The sequence below is a fragment of the Novosphingobium rhizovicinum genome (assembly GCF_040813635.1).
Lineage (GTDB): Bacteria > Pseudomonadota > Alphaproteobacteria > Sphingomonadales > Sphingomonadaceae > Novosphingobium > Novosphingobium rhizovicinum.
Window position 1 is genome coordinate 25,094 of the sequence record NZ_JBFNXR010000029.1, and the last position, 17,974, is coordinate 43,067.

At 62.6% G+C, this 17,974-nt stretch carries 13 protein-coding genes; 7 read left to right on the top strand and 6 right to left on the bottom strand.

Annotated elements, in window-relative coordinates:
- The first annotated feature begins 189 nt into the window (after window positions 1–189).
- The gene (locus ABUH87_RS08615; protein WP_367772529.1) at window positions 190–504 is read left to right on the top strand and encodes a Rieske (2Fe-2S) protein; all 315 of its coding nucleotides are present in this window, start codon (window positions 190–192) and stop codon (window positions 502–504) included.
- Between the two features lie 75 nt (window positions 505–579).
- Here the strand turns inward: ABUH87_RS08615 and ABUH87_RS08620 are convergent, their stop codons facing one another.
- Window positions 580–1,566, bottom strand: coding sequence for an AraC family transcriptional regulator (locus ABUH87_RS08620; RefSeq protein WP_367772531.1), 987 nt, complete (start codon window positions 1,564–1,566; stop codon window positions 580–582).
- 564 nt (window positions 1,567–2,130) lie between these two features.
- Here ABUH87_RS08620 and ABUH87_RS08625 point away from each other — a divergent pair.
- The 4 genes from ABUH87_RS08625 to ABUH87_RS08640 are packed head-to-tail and all read left to right on the top strand — an operon-like array spanning window position 2,131 to window position 5,532.
- Window positions 2,131–2,982 carry an SDR family NAD(P)-dependent oxidoreductase gene (locus tag ABUH87_RS08625; RefSeq protein WP_367772533.1) on the top strand — a complete coding sequence of 284 codons (852 nt, stop codon included), beginning with the start codon at window positions 2,131–2,133 and terminating at the stop codon, window positions 2,980–2,982.
- Between the two features lie 14 nt (window positions 2,983–2,996).
- Complete coding sequence (locus ABUH87_RS08630) at window positions 2,997–4,304, top strand: cytochrome P450 (protein WP_367772535.1); 1,308 nt, start codon at window positions 2,997–2,999, stop codon at window positions 4,302–4,304.
- A gap of 46 nt (window positions 4,305–4,350) precedes the next feature.
- Window positions 4,351–5,196 carry an SDR family oxidoreductase gene (locus tag ABUH87_RS08635; protein WP_367772537.1) on the top strand — a complete coding sequence of 282 codons (846 nt, stop codon included), beginning with the start codon at window positions 4,351–4,353 and terminating at the stop codon, window positions 5,194–5,196.
- Window positions 5,197–5,202: 6 nt separating this feature from the next.
- The gene (locus tag ABUH87_RS08640; protein ID WP_367772539.1) at window positions 5,203–5,532 is read left to right on the top strand and encodes a 2Fe-2S iron-sulfur cluster-binding protein; all 330 of its coding nucleotides are present in this window, start codon (window positions 5,203–5,205) and stop codon (window positions 5,530–5,532) included.
- A gap of 127 nt (window positions 5,533–5,659) precedes the next feature.
- Here ABUH87_RS08640 and ABUH87_RS08645 read toward each other — a convergent pair whose 3' ends face one another.
- From ABUH87_RS08645 to ABUH87_RS08655, 3 genes are all read right to left on the bottom strand, one after another.
- Complete coding sequence (locus ABUH87_RS08645; protein WP_367772541.1) at window positions 5,660–9,121, bottom strand: indolepyruvate ferredoxin oxidoreductase family protein; 3,462 nt, start codon at window positions 9,119–9,121, stop codon at window positions 5,660–5,662.
- Between the two features lie 85 nt (window positions 9,122–9,206).
- On the bottom strand, window positions 9,207–10,619 hold the full coding sequence (locus ABUH87_RS08650; RefSeq protein WP_367772543.1) for an aromatic ring-hydroxylating oxygenase subunit alpha: 1,413 nt from the start codon (window positions 10,617–10,619) through the stop codon (window positions 9,207–9,209).
- Window positions 10,616–11,914, bottom strand: coding sequence for a metal-dependent hydrolase family protein (locus ABUH87_RS08655; RefSeq protein WP_367772545.1), 1,299 nt, complete (start codon window positions 11,912–11,914; stop codon window positions 10,616–10,618). The genes ABUH87_RS08650 and ABUH87_RS08655 overlap by 4 nt, the downstream gene beginning before the upstream one ends.
- A 175-nt stretch (window positions 11,915–12,089) precedes the next feature.
- Between ABUH87_RS08655 and ABUH87_RS08660 the strand changes: the two genes are divergently transcribed.
- Together ABUH87_RS08660 and ABUH87_RS08665 are read left to right on the top strand one after the other, a co-directional pair.
- The gene (locus ABUH87_RS08660; protein ID WP_367772551.1) at window positions 12,090–12,563 is read left to right on the top strand and encodes a VOC family protein; all 474 of its coding nucleotides are present in this window, start codon (window positions 12,090–12,092) and stop codon (window positions 12,561–12,563) included.
- Between the two features lie 4 nt (window positions 12,564–12,567).
- Window positions 12,568–13,899: a hypothetical protein gene (locus ABUH87_RS08665; protein WP_367772555.1), complete on the top strand. Its 1,332-nt coding sequence runs from the start codon at window positions 12,568–12,570 to the stop codon at window positions 13,897–13,899.
- An 898-nt stretch (window positions 13,900–14,797) separates the two neighbouring features.
- Here ABUH87_RS08665 and ABUH87_RS08670 read toward each other — a convergent pair.
- Window positions 14,798–15,661: an aldo/keto reductase gene (locus ABUH87_RS08670; RefSeq protein WP_367772558.1), complete on the bottom strand. Its 864-nt coding sequence runs from the start codon at window positions 15,659–15,661 to the stop codon at window positions 14,798–14,800.
- A 35-nt stretch (window positions 15,662–15,696) separates the two neighbouring features.
- Window positions 15,697–17,973 (bottom strand): molybdopterin cofactor-binding domain-containing protein, encoded by a 2,277-nt coding sequence (locus ABUH87_RS08675; protein ID WP_367772560.1) that lies wholly within the window; start codon window positions 17,971–17,973, stop codon window positions 15,697–15,699.
- Window position 17,974 lies beyond the last annotated feature (1 nt).

Below are 17,974 nucleotides of genomic sequence, written 5' to 3' on the forward strand. Positions count from 1 at the left end.
CTCCCGAGCACCGCCCATGGTGACGTGCATCTTCAGCCTGTTCGCTAAGCGGCGCCCAGATGGTCCGCAAGCAACGGCGCGGCTGCTGCCACATCCGGCAAGACAGAGTGCAGTGTGAGCACAGCGCCTAAGGCGGGACGCATGCTAGCGCCTGCAGGCTGTGTTCACGCGAACGGACGTTTGTATTTCATGACCCAACCGACATTCCTGCGCGCCCTGCCGCAGAGCGAACTGCAACCTGGAGAGAAGAAGGCCGTCGAGGTTGCCGGCAAGTCCATTCTCGTCTGCCAGGTGGGGGACAAGCTGTTCGCGGTGTCCAATATCTGCTCGCACGCCGACGAGAAGCTGGAGTGCGGGCGGATGGGCAACGGCTGGATTGCCTGCCCTGTCCATGGCGCGCGCTTCGACCTGGCAAGCGGCAAGGCGAAGAACCCGCCCGCGAAGCGGCCGATCGCAACTTACCCGGTGCGCGTCGCGGACGATTGGATCGAAGTCGCGGTGTAGAGGGCTCCAGCTTGCGATGTGCGGCGGAGGGCCTCCCAGGGTGGGACGTGTTGGACCCACCCGAACCGACTGGCACTATAACGCTGGCTGCGAGCCCGCCGAAGCCTGCATTCCACGGAATTCACGCGGGGCGACGTTGTAGCGCGCCTTGAACATGCGGCTGAAGTGGGCGCTGCTCTTGAAACCTGCGAGGTAGGCGATCTCGCTGATGGCGTGGTGCTGCATCTTTTCGTCGCTAAGCCAATCGTGCGCGGTGCTCATGCGCTTGTCCCAGACCAGGTTGGAGAACGACAACTCGCTCTTCTTGAGGACGTGGCACAGGTAGCGCAGCGAGATGCCACAGCAGTCCGCGACCATTTTCGCATTGAGATCGGGATTGGCGAAGTTCTGGTTGATGTAGCGGGTGATGTCGCGGATCCGCTTGTCGGAGATGGACTCCCGCGCCGGCGGGTTGCCGGAGAGCCGGGTGATTGTTTTGCTGATCCCGGTGAGCAGCGCCTGCACCAGTTGCTCGGCCATGTCCTGGTCGATCTGGTCGTCCTGCTCGAACACCAGGTCGAGGATGCGGTCGGTCAGCGCCAGTTCGCCGCTGGATGTTGGAAACGGGCGGCCGACTTCGATGTTGTCACCCAGTACCGAGTAGATTTTGTGTGAGGGCACGATGACGTGCATCACCTCCAGTTCGCCGTTCTCGGGCGGCACCAGTTCCATGTAGAACGGGCGTGTGGAGCGGGTGATCGCGCACTCCCCGGCATGAACGGTATGGCGTCCCCCTGCATGAGCGATGCTCATGTGGCCACGGCGCATGAACCAGAAGATGACGAGGTTCGTCTTGTCGTTGCGGATATGTCCCCAGGAGCGCCGGAATGCGAGGCCCGAGCGCGAGACTTCCTTGCAGATGGCGTATTCGCCAGCGAGGCTCTTCTCGATGCGAACATCGACATTATGCGACGAAAGCGGCTTCAGGTCCCCGTCGTAGTAATCCGCCTTGTTCGTGCCCCGGAATTCAAATCGCCGGGACTCGTGGTTCGCTGTCGTCATGTCAAATGCGAGGACTGGCATGGGCTTATCCTTCTCCTTGGAACGCTCTTGCGGCGTGTTGACGATGTATAATCAATTACAGATCGAAGTCATGAGGAACGGAATCGGTGACGGACGCGTGCGTCACGCGCGCCTCCGAAACATCTAGATTGCCTGCCCCGTCCTGGCGCACCGCGATGTCGCCTCTGCAGTCATGCTCCAAGGCTGCGGGCGAAGGAGGAGATGCAACAGCCAGCGTCGCACCGCTGCCGAACCTGGAGCGCGATCGGTCAGGCTGCAGCTTCACGTGATCCTCCCAGATGGCCCTTGCAGGACACTCTATTTGCCCGAGAAGTCATAAGTTGCCTGAAAGTGACATGCCATGTCTGCACTGGCAATGGCACGCGCCTGTCGGCGAGATGTCGCGCCAGGTTCCTTCCCTTTGCCCGAAACTGACATGGCACTTGCTCTTGCCTGTCAGCGGAGGTGAAAAGTCCGTTTTGCCTTGGCCGCGCGCTCTCCCTTGGGGCTATGTCGAGGAGCACGCGGTGCATCTTGCGCCGACCCGTGGCCTCAGCAGTGAGGCAGAATGGAGTGGGAGTGGGAATGGGAGAGCAAGCGGTCTTGGAAGGGTCGTCGGTTCAGGATCCGACTACGAGGCCGGTCGTCCTCATCACCGGCGCGAGTGCTGGGATAGGCGAGGCGATCACGCGCCGTTTCGCGGCAGCGGGCTACCGGATCGTCGCAGTTGCCCGGCGCCCGGAGAAGCTGGCCGCCCTGGCCGAAGGGCTCGCCGGCCAAGCGGAAGTCGCGACACTGTCGCTCGACGTGAGCGACCCTTCCAGCGCGGCGCGCGCCGTCTCCTTTGCCATCGACACATTCGGTCGGCTCGACTGCCTCGTCAACAATGCCGGGTCCGGTCGCTGGGCTCCAGTGCACCAGACGGACGACGAGGCGATGGACGAGGTGATCGACGTCAGCCTGAAGGCCACCTTCCGGTTCTGCCGCGAGGCGGTGCCGGTGCTGCGCCCCGGTTCCGCCATCGTGACGGTGGGCTCGACGTTCGGCCTGATCGGCGGGCTCGACGGAGGAATCTACTGCGCCGTCAAGGCGGCCTTGGTGGGCCTGACCCAGACTCTCGCCGCGCAGTATGGCTCGCAGGGAATCCGCTCCAACTTGGTGGCGCCGGGCGTCATCAAGACGGACATGACCAAGGATCACTGGAATGCCCGCGGGTTTCAGCGCCTCAACCACGAGATGACGCCCTTCGACCGCGAGGGTACACCCGAGGACGTGGCGAACGCCGTGTTCTTCCTGGCCTCTCCGGAAGGTAGCTACATCAACGGTCAGTCGATCGCTCTCGACGGCGGCTGGACCACCACAAAATTCCTGGTGAACGACGCGCTTGTGCTGGATCGCGTACCCTCGCAGCCCGCCAGCGCGGCGTTGAACGGCTAATCCGGAGACTCGACATGGCTGCCACTGACAATCAAGCCGCACCGCAATGCCCCGTCGCGCATGGGCCGGACCTGCTGCAGGGCGTTTCGCTGATCGACCCAGCCATCTCGGCTCAGCCGGCGGCTTATTACACCGCGATGCGCGAAGGCGATCCGGTGCACTATGACGAGAAGCTCGGCATGTACCTGATCTCGCGCTACGAGGACATCCAGACAGTCCAGCGCGATCCGATCACCTACTCGGTCGAGCATGGCTACAAGGCGCAATATGCCGCCGGATTCTTCGCCGAGTTCCAGGAAATCCTCAAACGCGACGGGCAGGGTTACTTCCCCGACGCGATCATGTCCGATCCGCCTTACCATACCCGCATCCGCAAGCTGATGGACAATGCGTTCTCCGCGCACCGGGTGCGCCAGCTCGAGCCGCTGATCGAAGACATCGTGCGCGAGTGCATCGACGATTTTATCGACCGCGGCGAGTGCGACGGAGTCCAGGATTTCGGCGTTCCGGTGACTATCCGCGTCATCTGCAAGCAGCTTGGCATCGAAACCTACGACGCCGACAAGATCCAGCGATGGTCGCATGCCGTCACGCAGCAGATCGGCCGCATGCAGGATCGCGAGCAGATGATAGAGAATGCCCGCGAGATCTGCGACCTGCAGAACTTCCTTATCGCCCAGATCCGGGATCGGGAGGCGAACCCCAAGGAAGACATGATCTCCGACCTTGTCCATGCGCGGGCGGACGGCGAGGAAAACCCCACGCTGACGTTCGAAGAAGTCGTGTCGCTGGTGCGTGCACTGATGATCGCGGGCAACGAAACGACAGCGACGGCCATGTCGAATCTGCTCTACATCCTCGCCACGCAGCCGGATGTCGCGCAGTTGCTGCAGGGTGCTGCCGATGACGATCGCCTGCTGGCGCGTTTCGTGGAGGAACTGCTCCGCATCGAACCGCCCGTCCGCGGACTGTCGCGCATGACGACCAAGGAGGTCGAGCTCGGCGGCAAGACTTTGCCGAGCGGCGCGCACCTGCTGCTGATGTATGCTTCGGCCAACGATCAGGACGACGTCTTCGCCTGCCCACGCCAGTTCGACATGGAGCGTAGCAATCTCGGCCGCCACGTCTCGTTCGGCGGCGGTCCCCACCGCTGCATCGGCTTATCGCTTGCACGCATGGAGATCCGGGTTGCCGCGCGGGAAGTGATCCGGAGGCTCAAGGACATCAAGCTGGCAGTTCCGGTCGAAGACCTGCGGTACTTGCCCACTGTCGCCACCCACTCGCTTGCGAGCCTGCCGATCACGTTCACGAAGCGGGTCTGATCCCATAGGTGCCGGATCGCAGCTGAACAAAAGGGAAGTACGAGACTTGGGGCAGGAACTGGCAGGCAAAGTGGCGATCGTCACTGGCGCAGCGTGTGGCATCGGGCGGGCAACGGCTGAACTGTTCGTGGCTGAAGGCGCTCGCGTGGTTATCGCCGACATAAACGATGAGGCCGGCGAAGCGGTGGCACGCGAGTTGGGGCATGCGGCGATTTACCAGCGCGCCGACGTCGGTTTGGCCGAAGACATCGACGCACTTGTCGCCGCCGCCATCGACCGGTTCGGAGGCCTGCACGTGATGTTAAACAACGCGGGCGTCTCCTGCAAGCCGAGTATAAACTTCCTGGATGACGAGCTGCCGGACTTCGCGCGTGTCATGCAGGTCAACGTGCTGGGCGTTATCCTGGGGACGCAACGCGCGGCCCGGCACATGGCGAAGAACGGCGGCGGCTCCGTAATCAACAACGCCTCGATCGCCGGCCTCATCCCAGGTCTGGCAATGCTCGCGTACCGCACGTCGAAGGTGGCGGCGATTCACGCCAGCAAATCGATGGCGATTGATCTTGCCCAGTATGGCATCCGGGTAAATTGCCTCGCGCCTGGACACATCCCCACGGATCTCAACGCCTTTGCTCCTCCGCGAGCCACTCCAGAGCAGGCAGCGCGGGTTCAGGTGGCGATGAAATCGGTCTGGGACGCCAACAAGCCGCTCAAGCGGCAAGGTGTACCCCATGATGTGGCGCAGGCAGCGCTGTTCCTGGCCAGCGATCGTTCTGCGCAGATTACCGGCACTGTGCTGGCGGTTGACGGCGGGATATCGGCAGGCGATCCAGTCAATCACTTCAAGGAGCTGATGGACGCGCGTGCCTCGGCCATGGCGGACGGAGAATAAAAGAAAATGGGTGTCACGGTCACGTTTGTCGAAGAAGACGGTACGGAGCGTACGTTTGAGGATGTGAGTACGGGGCAATCGTTGATGGAAGTCGGCCGCACCAACGGTGTAGCGGGCATTCTCGCCGATTGCGGCGGAGCTTGCGCCTGCGCAACCTGCCACGTCTATGTCGATGAGGCCTGGATGGAGAAAGTCGGAGCGCCGGACTCGATCGAGGAAGAGATGCTGGATCTCGTGTCCGAATTCCATAAGCCTAACAGCCGTTTGTCGTGTCAGATTCCTCTCACAGACGAACTCGACGGCCTCAAGGTCGAGGTCGCGCCGACCGGCTACTGAGTGGATTTCCCCCTGAGCCCGGTGGCGGGCTCGGCCGGGGGTTTAGCACCTCTTCAACCCGCGCCCGAGCGACAAGGTGGTACGGCAAGGCCTCGTCCGATTTCTCACGATGCGGAGAGAACGACGTTCAGGCCGCCGCTCGTCGCGTCGGCTGCGGATTGGATTGCTGGTCCAGGCGCCCCAGCAGTTTCGATAACTGCTCACGATAAGCCACGACACCCGCTTCCTTCACAGGACCAAAGCCGGCGATCAGCGACGCGGACGCGGCGATCTCGGTGCAGAGCTCCAGGTTCTCCTCAGTCGCCCGATCAGCCAGGGACAGGATCAGCTCGCGATACTCGCTGATAAGGGCACGCTCCATCCGACGCTCGGCAGTCATGCCGAATATGTCCAGTGGCGTTCCGCGCAATCGCTTCATCCTGGCCAGTAGGCCGAAGACCGGGAAGATCCAGCGCCCCATTGCGATCTTGCGCGGGCGCCCGGTCTTGAGATCCTTGCGGAAGGCAAGCAACGGCGGGGCGAGGTTCACTTCCAGCTTGTAGTCGCCCTCGAACTGAGCGGTGAGGCCGGCCTTGAACTCGGGCGCACTATAGAGGCGTGCAACTTCGTACTCATCCTTGTACGACATCAGCCGCGACAGCTCTCCGGCGACTGTCGTGAGGAAGGGGCCGTTCGCGTCGATTTCACGGGCATTCAGCCGGGCGGCGACATCATCCAGGAATGCCCGATACTGGGCGGCATAAGCTTCGCTCTGATAGCTGGCGAGGTGCCGGCTGCGGCTTACGACCATCGCGTCGAACGTCTCGGGGAAGGGGGAGGCGGGGTCAAGCTGGGCGAACCGCTCCATCTCGTCCGGAAAGGCTGCGGCGATCCGGCCCAGCATCAGTGCGCGCAGGTTGGCCTCGACAGCCGTGCCGTTCAGGCGGACGGCCTCGGCGATCGCGTCGATGCCCACCGGCAGCAGACCCGATTGAGCGGCGTAGCCGACGATGAGCAGATTGGTGAAAATCGTGTCGCCCATCAGCTTGCCGGCCAGCGCATTGGCGCGCACCAGGGCGATGTTTTGCGCATCGACGCGGCTGCTGATAGCCGGAATGAAGGCGGATGCACGGAAGTCCAGGTCCTTGCGGGTCTGGAACTCACCTGTGGGTACGACGTCTTCGTTGGCGATGACGCGGCTGTCGGCCCGGACTGTCTTGGCTACGTCCGGACTCGCGGCGACGACAAGGTCGCAGGCGATCAGCAGGTCTGTCTGACCGACGCCCAGTCGTGCGCTGGGGATCCGCTCGGCGTTGGAGGCGAAGCGGATGTGGCTCATCACTCCGCCGCCCTTTTGCGCCATGCCGGTCATGTCGAGCACCTTGGCGGCCTTGCCTTCGATGTGCGCCGCCATCCCGAGCACTGCGCCCACGGTCAGTACGCCGGTGCCGCCGATGCCGGTCACTAGCATGGAATAGCTGCCGGACACGTCGATGACGTCCGGATCAGGCAGCTTCGCGACCAGCGGCTCCAGCGCGCCTGAGTCGACTGCGCGCTTGGCGATCCGGGCGCCGCGCACCGTGACGAAGGACGGGCAGAAGCCCTTGATGCAGCTGTAGTCCTTGTTGCAGTTTGATTGGTCGATCGCGCGCTTACGACCGAATTCGGTCTCCAGCGGCGTTATGCTGACGCAATTTGACTGGCGTGAGCAGTCTCCGCAGCCTTCGCAAACGGCGGGGTTGATGAAGAGCCGCATGTCGGGGTCCGGATAGGTGCCACGCTTGCGGCGGCGGCGCTTCTCATTGGCGCAAGTCTGCTCGTAAATGATGGCTGAGACGCCCTTAACCTCGCGCAGTTCGCGTTGGAGGGCGTCGAGCCGGTCGCGTTCGAGCACGCGGACTCCGACCGGAAGCTTGCCCCGCCATTTCTCCGGCTGATCGCTGACCAATGCCACGGGCTTGACGCCTTCCGCGATCAGTTCCGCGACGATCTGATCGGGCTGTATGTTGCCTTCCAACGGCTGGCCGCCGGTCATCGCCACCGCGTCGTTGTAAAGAATCTTGAACGTCACGTTCGCCGAGGCCGAAAGCGCGGCCCGGATCGCGAGAATCCCGGAGTGCGTGTATGTGCCGTCGCCCATGTTCGAGAAGACGTGCCCGGTCTCGGTGAAATGCTGCGCGCCCAGCCAGGGTAGGCCTTCCGCTCCCATGCCCACGACATTCATCGTGCGGCGTTCGGGCATGAAGGCGGCAAGGCCGTGGCATCCGGTAGCGCCCATCGCCACGCTGCCGTCCGGCACGTTCGTGCTCGTGTTGTGCGGACAGCCCGAGCAGAAGAACGCGGGGCGGACTGCCCCTGCGGGAGCGACAGTGGCGGCCTCCATGGCGGCCCACCGCTCCGCATCGGCTCGAGCTGGCGCATCGAGTACGCCGAGCCCCTCCAGACGCGCAACGATCGTACGGCGTACGAGACCGGCGTCGAGCACATTGTCCAGCGGCAGGAGCGCGCGTCCTTGCTCGTCGCGCTTGCCCACGATGATGGGACTAGGACCGGGCATGGCGAAGAGCGCGGCGGCGAGTTGTTCCTCAATGACCGGGCGCTTCTCCTCGACCACCAGGATCTCGCGCGCGCCTGCGCATGCGCTGCGGAGGAATTCCTGGTCCATCGGCCAGGTCATGCCGAGCTTGACCAGCGACACGCCGAGCGCGCGGCAGCGTGCTTCGTCGAGCCCTAGCGCCAGAAGTGCTTCGTGAACGTCGAGATAGGCCTTGCCGGCGGTAAGGATGACGAGGTTGCGCTGCTCGGGCGCGATGACCACCCGGTTCAAGCCATTGACCCGCGCGAACTGTACGGCGGCGGGCAGCCGCTCGTTCACGACGAGCGATTCCTGCACCAGCGGCGGCAAGCTGCGGCGAATGTTGAGCTGCGTGCCGCCGGGCAGTTCGGGCCGAACGATCGAGAGTTCGGGCAGGATCACCGACGAGGTCAGGTCCAGCGCATCCGTGACCGACTTGAGGCTGACGTAAAGGCCACTGAAGCGTGACATCTCCCAGCCGAGCAGGCCGTAGGAGATGATCTCGTCCGTCGTGGAGGGTGCGAGGATCGGCAGGAAGCCGGCGATCAAGGTGTGTTCGGACTGATGCGCCGAAGCAGAAGACTTGGCCGCATGATCGTCACCCGCGACAACCAGCACACCGCCCTTCTCGTGGGTCCCCTCGAAATTGGCGAGCTTCAGAGCCTCACAGGCGCGGTCGACGCCGAGGCCCTTGGCATACCACATTGCAAAGACGCCCTCGAAAGGCGAGTTGCCGAACCAGTGTACTTGCTGCGTCCCGCGAAGGCTTGTGGCCGCAAGCTCTTCATTGAGGCCGGGTTCGAAGTGGATGTCCTGCGCATCCAGCAACGTCTTTGCCGCCCACAACTGGGCATCCAGCGTCGTGATCGGTGATCCTCGATAGCCGGTGACGTAGCCGCCAGTCTTATGGCCGGCGGCACGGTCGCGCCGCGCCATGTCGAGAGGCAGGCGAACGAGCGCCTGCATCGAGGTTAGAAACACTTGTCCCGAGGTCTGCTCGAAGCGGTCCTGCAATGTCACGACGGTTTTGGTCACGGGCTACCTTGAGCGCAACGTTTGCGTAAGCGCCAGGCACAGCGTGTCCGCTGGCCATGGCAGACAAGTGTGCCGTCTTTTCAAGTCACCATTCCGGCTTGAACGGTTCCATCGCCATGTACTTGTCGACCGCAGCCTCGAAGTGCCGGATGCGGATTTCCTGGTAATTGGCGAGGGTTATGCCGGGCTTGGCGCTGGCCTCCAGGCCCTCCTGCTGGGCGTAGAGATTGTCGGTGTCCTGGTCGAGAATCTTGCCGAAGCCCGGATCCATACCTTCAGCTTCGGCAAAGGACTGGTCGTCATCAAGGATCTCGACTTCGGCAGTTTCGGGGCGCGGACCATCCTTGGGGATCGGCCGCATGAACATGACTTCGTAGATGCAGCGGCGATGGTCCCGCGCGTCCGGACGGAAGCGGTAGAGCATCGGCAGTGAGATGCCGGGGAACACGTAGAGGTTGGGGAACATCGTGTAGGAGTACGTGTCCAGCAACTCGGTGTCGGACACGTGGCTGAGGTCGGTATTCGCCGCCTGCTCGAACATCGAGCGGAACATGTCGGCCATCACCTGGCGGGCGCGCTCTCCCTCCTTGAGCTGCGGCTTGGCGCCCCCCAGGGCCGAGCTGTCGCCCATGGTGAAATTGTCGACGATGTCCTGCTCGCTGTACTGCCCGTAGAGGTTCGGGCTGACCACGCCGAGCGTGGAGATGAAGCGGTTCACGTGTTCGCCGTAGACGTCGTACTGCGAGTTCACGTCGCCGTTCGCCGGCGCGACCTGCGGATGCGTGTCAGCAACGTGATAGGCCTCTTGAAATGCCTCGACCGTGAGCTTCCAGTTGGCCGGATAGCTCTTCTGTACGTGCAGGTAGATGTAGCGGTCTTCGAGCCGCCACGCCGCGAAGTGCTTCATGATTTCGGGCCCGAAGTACTCCGCCAGGGTGGGCGCGTTCGGGTCCATGTTGATGAAGACGAAGCCGCCGAGCGTTTCGACTTTCGCCTCGGGCAGGCGCATACGCTCCTTGTCGACGTGGCCGAAGTCCCACTGGCAGGGAATGTTCTTGTTGGTGCCGTCGAGGTTCCAGGTCCAGCCATGGAACGGACACTTGATCTCGCTTGCCGAGCCGGCGGTGTTCGACGGCTTCAGCTTCGTGCCGCGGTGCAGGCAGGCGTTGAAGTGAGCCTTGATCTCGTTCTCGGCGACCCGGGTGACGATGAAGCTGTAGGGCCCAATGTCATAGACGTAATAGTCGCCGACCTCGGGGATGTGCTCCTCGCGACAGGCCATCTGCCAGGTGCGCGTCCAGAGCCGCTCGAATTCGCGCTTCTGGAACTCGGGATCGATGTAGCGGTCCTTCGAGACGTCTTCACTGCCAAGGTACCGGTAAGACTCCGAGCGGGCCCACTCAGGAGCCGGAATCTTGTCGCGAGCGATGATTTCCTGCGTGCTCTCCGCTGGGCAGCGCGCTTCGCCAAGCGCAAAGGTGCCGGTCTCGAAATTCATCCCACATTCTCCAGGTCTCGCGCCACTGCGGATTTGTTCACGCGGGTGGCGCTCTCATTCTTGTGGATCTGTCCGTCCTTCATGATGAGGACGAGCTTAGAGGTGTCGGTCAGTACGGCGATGTCCAAAAGCGGGTTGCCGTCCACCAGGATCATGTCCGCCAGCGCGCCCTCGGTCAGGGTCCCGAGATCGCCTTCAGCGCGCATGGCGAGGCCACCGTTCCGCGTCGCGCACGCGAGCGCGTCGGCCGGGCTGTAGCCGTAGTATTCCAGGAAGAACTGCAGGTCGCGCGCCTGCTCGCCCTGCTTGCTCCAGCCAAAGCCGTAATCGCCGCCGATCAGGTGGCGCACGCCCCGCTTGCGCAGCTCCGTGTGGGTGCGGATCGAATTCTCCATCAGTTCCGGGATGTTCATGTAGCCGCCGACCTCAGGCGTGAGCCCGTGAGCCGAAGCCTCACCCTGCAAGATCTGATGAAACAAGCCGACCGTCGGAACGATGAAGATGCGGTCCTTCGCTTCCTCCATCATGTCGAGCAATTCCTCGTCGGAGTACTCGCAATGAAACAGCCCATCGACGCCGGCCCGAACACAGGCCTTCGAGCCCTCGATGGAGCGGGTGTGCGCATTGATCTTGCGGCCATAGGCATGTGCCGTCTCGGCAGCGACCCGGATTTCGTCGAAGGTCATCGGTGTCGTATGGGCCGGCGTCGAGGGATAGAAGGGGTCGCCGGACACATCGAGCTTGATGTTGTCCACGCCCTCGCGGCAGTGGAGTCGCACCGCGCGGCGCATCTCTTCGACGCCATCCACGATGGTCGATGGGCCGGTCCGCGGATCGTGCTCCTTGCCCTCATCGCCCATCGCGCCGGTCACGCTGATCTCCAGCCCACCTGCGCGGATGCGCGGACCCGGCAAGCGACCGGCGTTGACCTCGTCGCGCACGGCCACCGCCAGGCGCAGTTTCGCTTCGGAGGCGCCGTATGCGCTGGTGAAGCCGGCGTCGAGGAGCGCCTTGGCGCCGCGCGCGGCGGTGAACACCTGCTGCTCCGGCGAGGGGCCGATGAGGTCTTCGGTCCGTGTGACGTTCTCGAATGAGAGGTGCGCATGACCCTCGACCATGCCCGGCATCAGGAACAGGCCGGCACCGTCGATGATTGCGGCTCCATCAGTAGCGAAGCCACCGGACCCACGCGATACCGAGCGGATGCGATTTCCTTCGATCAGCACGTCGCCGGCGAAAGGATCGGCGCCGGTGGCATCCCAGATGGTAGCGCCGCGGATCACTGTGATGCCCATTGAACCAGCCTCTCTGCCATTTCGCTTCCAGCATTCTGCTTTACCGGCTCGCGCCTCCGTGCCCGATGACGTCATATGCATCGCGACTTGTCTGCCCGTGCCAGCGGTTACCGGCGATGTTGTTCCGGGGCGGCCGCTCCGGCACTTCACCGGCAGACACCCCGGAGAGGCAGCCATGATCAGAGGAATCCATCACGTCTCGATCCACGTTCATGATCTGGATCGGATGATCGCCTTTTATAAGGATGCGTTCGGGTTCGAAGTGGTGGGCGAGCAGTTCAGCTGGAAGGATGAACCCGTGCTCGACAGCCTGATCGACGTGAAAGGATCGGCGGCACGCGGCGCCATGCTGCGGGCAGGCAGCTGCTACATAGAGATGTTTGAATTTCAGGCTCCACAGGGCAACACCACGCCGCTGTCTCCGAATGACAAGGGCTACACTCACTTCTGCGTCGACGTCGCCAGCGACATTGAGGGCGAGTACGAGCGCCTGAAGGGCTTGGGCATGACCTTCGGCGCGCCTGCTCCAATCGATATGGGGCATGTGAAGTCCGTCTATGGTCGCGATCCGGAAGGCAATCTGATCGAGCTGCAGCAGACCGCCGAACACTGCGACTTCCGCCTGGACCAGCTCCCGTCGCTGGCATGATCCGGTGAGTGATCCGAAAATCCTGACGACCGAGGTGATCGACTACGCGTGCGGTGACGATACCGGTATTCTGATGCCCGCGCACGAAGCGGCCTTTCGGGCCGCTGGCGAGGCATTCCTGACCGAGGCGTTCCGTGCGTTTGGCTCGATCTCGCGCATGAACAGCGTAGCCCGGATTACACGGCTGGATCCATGCCCTGGCGGCAGCACAGGCCACAAGCTGTTCCTGTCGGTCGAATACGCATTCGATGAACCGGGCCTGCAGCGCGATCTCTTCGTCAAGTTCTCGCGCGACTTCGACGACAGCCGGCGTGACCATGCGCGCCACGAGATGGAGAGCGAGGCTCGCTTCGCGCCGGTTTCACGCGCGTCAGGCTTCCCGATCCGGGTGCCCGCCGCATACTTCGGCGACTTCGAGCATGCGAGCGGCACAGGGCTGCTGATCACCGAGCGGGTGGCGTTCGGCAAAGACGGAATCGAAGCACAGCATGAAAAATGCTGCGATCACGAGATCGATGATCCTCTGCCTTATTACCAAGCGTTGATTACGGCTCTCGCTCGGCTCGCCGCGGCACACAAGGCGGGGCAGCTTGTCGACGATATTGAAGAACGCTTTCCCCTGAACCCCGCGCGCGCCGGGCCTGATCCCATCACCTACGACGAAGCGGCCCTGCGCAAGGTGGTTGAAGGCGCTCGGCAGTTCGCGCAAGATCTGCCCCAGCTGCTTCCCCCTGATTTGCGGGCGCCGGAGTTCTATGATCGGCTTCTCGCCGACGCCTTGATGATCCGCGAACATCGCGACCTGCTGGCGCAGTACCTCGTTGGGAGCCAGGACTTCATTGCCCTGTGCCACTGGAACGCACACATCGACAATGCCTGGTTCTGGCGGGACCGGCAGGCTGCGCTCCATTGCGGACTGATGGACTGGGGGCGAGTGTCGCAGATCACCTTCGGCGCAGCCCTATGGGGCTGCCTCAGCGCGGCGCACTTGGACATGGGAACGCGCCACCTTGATGCATTGATTACACTGTTCGCTGAAGAATACCGCTTGCATGGCGGCCCCGCGATCGACGCGGATGGGCTCAAGCAGCACTTCTTCGTTCACGTCGGCATGATGGGCGTCGCCCGCGTGCTGGCACTTCCCAAGGTCATCCGGCTGCGCGTCCCGGACGCATTGCAGGCGAGCGGGCCTCTCGATCCGATGATCCTCAACGACGAAGCGGCGAGGACCGTTCTGCACATCTACACGATGTTGCTCACACTCTGGTCCAGGCCGGATTTCCAGAATACGCTCGATCGCGTGCTGGGAGCAGCGAACGGACCGACCGTTCGCTGAAAAACTCGTGATTCGCCTTTGAGCAGCGGCCACCCTTTAAATCGGCCGCACTATGACCTTCCATCGCCAGTCCTGCGCCGCCTAATCGACGTCGGAGATGCTTACATCGAATGTCGTCGCTGCCTGCCGGATCGGACTCCGACTATCCACATAGCGCCCTTAGCCCTGCGAATAGCTTTGAGCAGGCTTGGCAGGCCATCTCCGCCTATCTGGGAGAGCCCTGGAGTTCACACGATCCGCCCCAGCGGATTCCCTCTTCGGCTCCGCAGGAACGATTACGCTCCCCGGGATTGATGGACCTCGGGGAACCAATCGACGGCTGATCACTCAATTCGCCATGCGGGCCCATGCATGGACCGGAACTCGATCGGTTAGGGAGGGTAGGGGACTGCGAAAAACTACGCAGAGAGCAGCCAATTGGCGGACGCACTTGAGCATCTCTGGAAGCAAAAATGGACCGAGCCGGAATCGAATTGGACCGCCAACATGCTGATTTAAAAAGCTATAATTTTATTTCCAGGTTCCTGTCCATCAGTCATACCATCAAAGCGGATTTCAGTTTGGGTTCGATTCTTAAAGCCGGAATCGAGCACCCCGCGCGTCGATTCGCGAATCGTCAGAGGCGATCCTCATCCGAGCATGAGGCTCCTAACTTCATGTGCACGAGCGCAGGGCAGCGCTTTCTGTAACGGACGAAAGCGCGGCCGCTGTCGCCGTGATAGCGAACACCGCAAATCAGCGGGGCGCGACCTGAAACCTGCCCATGGCTCCACGAACCACGTGTGATCCCTTACGACCGGGTCTGGGGACTTTCCCGCCATTGCGCCAATCGCGGTGGACGGCAGCTATTGTCCGAAAGCGACGTAGACGAGCGACAATGCAGACGCCCTCGCGCTGCCTAAGCGTCCAGCTTGCGCGTCCCCAGCCATTTCACCATCGCCGGATCGCGATGGTCGAAGAAGCTGCTGGTCTTCTCGTCCAGCTCTACCATCCTTGCCACGTCGTCATCATCGAGTTCGAAGTCGAAGACGTCGATGTTTTCAGCCATACGCTCCTTGCGCACCGACTTGGGGATCGCGACGACGCCGCGTTGGGTGATCCAACGGAGCACGACCTGCGCGATGCTCTTGCCGTGCTTGCGACCGATGGACTGAAGCACTTCGTTTTGAAACAGGCCGTTCTTGCCTTCGGCGAATGGCCCCCACGCTTGGGCCTGAATGCCGTACTCCTTCAGCAAAGTCTGCGCTTCGGCCTGCTGATGGAACGGATGTATCTCGATCTGATTGACAGCCGGAATGACTTCGTTGTGGAGCGCAAAGTCCACCGTCCTGTCGGGGTAGAAGTTGCTTATGCCGATCGCGCGAATGCGGCCGGCGCGGTATAGTTCCTCCATCGCGCGCCACGCGCCATAAACGTCGCCATAGGGCTGATGGATCAGATAGAGGTCGAGATAGTCCAGCTGCAGTTTGTTGATCGACCGTTCGAACGCGGTCTTCGCGCCCTCATAGCTCGCATCCTGCACCCACAATTTGGTAGTGACGAAAAGCTCGGCGCGATCGATGCCGCTGCTGCGGATCGCCGTTCCTACGGCCTCCTCGTTCATGTAGGATGCGGCGGTGTCGAGCAGACGATAGCCCACGTCAATCGCATCACACACGCTACGCTCGCACTCGGCCGGGTTGGTCACCTGAAAGACGCCGAAGCCTAGAACAGGCATTTCAACGCCATTGTTCAGCGTCACCGTGGGAGGGCTATTGGTCATATCGTGTCCTTAGTGTGCTTGGCTCAGCGGCTTGCTCAAGCGATCTGCGGCAATCCGGCGAGCAGTTTGTCCATCGTTAGAGGATATTCCCGAACACGCACCCCGACTGCATTGTAGACCGCGTTCGCGACCGCAGCCGCGACGCCCGAGATGCCGAGTTCCGCAACACCCTTAGCCTTCATCGGCGATGACATTGGATCGGCGTCTCCAAAGAAGATCACTTCCTGGTGCGGGATGTCGGCGTGAACCGGCACTTCGTAGCTGGCGAGGTCATGGTTGACGAAAAAGCCGAACCGCTTGTCGACCGCCAATTCCTCGGTGAGCGCCGCGCCGACGCCCATGCTCATGCCGCCGATCACCTGACTGCGCGCGGATTTGGGATTAAGGATGCGGCCGCAATCGCATACGGAAAGCATGCGGCGGATGCGCGTTTCGCCGGTGAAAGCATCGACTGCGACCTCGACGAAGTGCGCGGCGAAGGTCGCCTGCTCGGACTCCTCGGTCACACCGCCGAACTCGATCACGTCCTCAGCGACCAGTTCGCCATCGCGCGCCGCCTGGGCCAGCGGGAGCGCACGGCCGCTCGCGCGCACTTGGCCGTCTTCAAAGGCCGCGTCAGTAACGTTGAACCCGAGCTTCTGGGCTACTGCCTCGCGCAGCTTAACGCAGGCCGCATAGACCCCCGAAGTCGAGCAGTTGCCGCCCCATTGACCGCCGGAACCGGCCGATACGGGAAAGGCAGAATCGCCGAGCCGAACCACGACCTTATCGATTGGAATGCCCATCATCTCTGCCGCAGTCTGGGCAATGATCGTATAGCTGCCAGTGCCGATGTCGGTCATATCGGTCTCGACGGTCACCACGCCACCACGGTCAAGTCGCACCCGTGCGGCAGACTTCATCTGCTTGTTACCGCGGATCGCGCCGGCCACACCGTGCCCGATGAGCCAATCGCCCTCACGCATTTGTCCAGGTATCTTGTTGCGCTTACTCCAGCCGAACTTTTCGGCGCCCGTGCGCAGGCACTCGACAAGATGGCGCTGCGAGAAGCGGAGCTCCTTGGCCGAATGCTCGTCGGTACCGCCGCTATCGCTGCGCGCCTGTGGATCATCGCTGCTTGGCTCGGCAGGCACGTCCGGGACAACTTGCGTGTCGTTGATGATCCTGAACTCGACTGGGTCCAGACCCAGCTTCTCAGCCATCTCGTCCATGGCAATCTCCAGCGCCATCAGCCCGGTGGCTTCGCCGGGCGCGCGCATGGCATTGGCTTCGGGCAGATCTAGGATCGCGAGCCTGGTCCTGGTCATGCGGTCGGCGCCAGCATAGAGCAGCCGTGTTTGGTGGACCGCGCCGTCAGGCTTTCCGTTGGGCAGATCGCCCGACCAGGATTCATGCCCGATCGCCGTGATCTTGCCGCTGCGTTCTGCCCCGATGCGGATGCGCTGAATGGTCGCGGGACGATGCACCAAGTTGTTGACGCTGAGCGGTCGCTGAAGCGCGACTTTGACCGGCCGCTTGGCGGCGCGCGCGCCCAGGGCCGCTGCAATGACATCGGCACGCAGGAACAGCTTCGCACCGAACCCGCCGCCGACATAAGGCGTGATAACCCGGACCTGCTCTTTTTCCAGCCCGAGCGTCGTCGCTAGATCGCTGCGCGCCCAATCGACCATCTGATGCGAGGTCCGCACCGTGAGGTTGCCGTCTTCCCAAGTCGCGATGGTCGCTGGCGGCTCCATCATCACATGCGATTGGTCGGGCGTGGTGTAGGTCGCATCGAGCTTGACCGCCGCTTTGGCGAAGGCGCCTTCGAAGTCGCCGACGGAAGTATCGGACGCACCGGCCGTGATCTTCTTGGGATCAGTCGCAGACGCGCGGCTTGCCTCAAGGTCAAACTTGCCCTGCTCCCGGGCGTATTCGATCTGGAGCAGCCCCGCTGCAGCCCGTGCCTGTTCGAACGTCTCCGCCACCACGACCGCGATCGCCTGGTGATAATGCTCGATCTTGGGACCACCGAACAGCGTGGCGGTGTTCCGGTTAGCCTTCTTCAGCGGGCCGGCGTTACTTGCGGTGACCACTGCGATGACCCCTGGCGCTTCCTCCGCGCGGCTGACATCGAGCTTTGTGATCCGGCCCTTGGCGATGGCGCTGCCCACGACATAACCATACGCCTGGTTGGGCGCGGCAACCTGATGCTCGTAGGCGTAGGGCGCGCGCCCCGTCGTCTTGAGCGGGCCGTCGGTGCGGTTGGTCGGCCGGCCGACCACCTTCAACTGATCGATGGGGTTCGTCGTGGCTGCGGTCTCGAATTTCATG

Bases quoted from the DNA above. Each gene is read 5' to 3' on its own strand.
- ABUH87_RS08615 (WP_367772529.1), top strand. From the start codon at position 190: ATGACCCAACCGACATTCCTGCGCGCCCTGCCGCAGAGCGAACTGCAA.
- ABUH87_RS08620 (WP_367772531.1), bottom strand. From the start codon at position 1,566: ATGCCAGTCCTCGCATTTGACATGACGACAGCGAACCACGAGTCCCGG.
- ABUH87_RS08625 (WP_367772533.1), top strand. From the start codon at position 2,131: ATGGGAGAGCAAGCGGTCTTGGAAGGGTCGTCGGTTCAGGATCCGACT.
- ABUH87_RS08630 (WP_367772535.1), top strand. From the start codon at position 2,997: ATGGCTGCCACTGACAATCAAGCCGCACCGCAATGCCCCGTCGCGCAT.
- ABUH87_RS08640 (WP_367772539.1), top strand. From the start codon at position 5,203: ATGGGTGTCACGGTCACGTTTGTCGAAGAAGACGGTACGGAGCGTACG.
- ABUH87_RS08650 (WP_367772543.1), bottom strand. From the start codon at position 10,619: ATGAATTTCGAGACCGGCACCTTTGCGCTTGGCGAAGCGCGCTGCCCA.
- ABUH87_RS08655 (WP_367772545.1), bottom strand. From the start codon at position 11,914: ATGGGCATCACAGTGATCCGCGGCGCTACCATCTGGGATGCCACCGGC.
- ABUH87_RS08660 (WP_367772551.1), top strand. From the start codon at position 12,090: ATGATCAGAGGAATCCATCACGTCTCGATCCACGTTCATGATCTGGAT.
- ABUH87_RS08670 (WP_367772558.1), bottom strand. From the start codon at position 15,661: ATGACCAATAGCCCTCCCACGGTGACGCTGAACAATGGCGTTGAAATG.
- ABUH87_RS08675 (WP_367772560.1), bottom strand. From the start codon at position 17,973: ATGAAATTCGAGACCGCAGCCACGACGAACCCCATCGATCAGTTGAAG.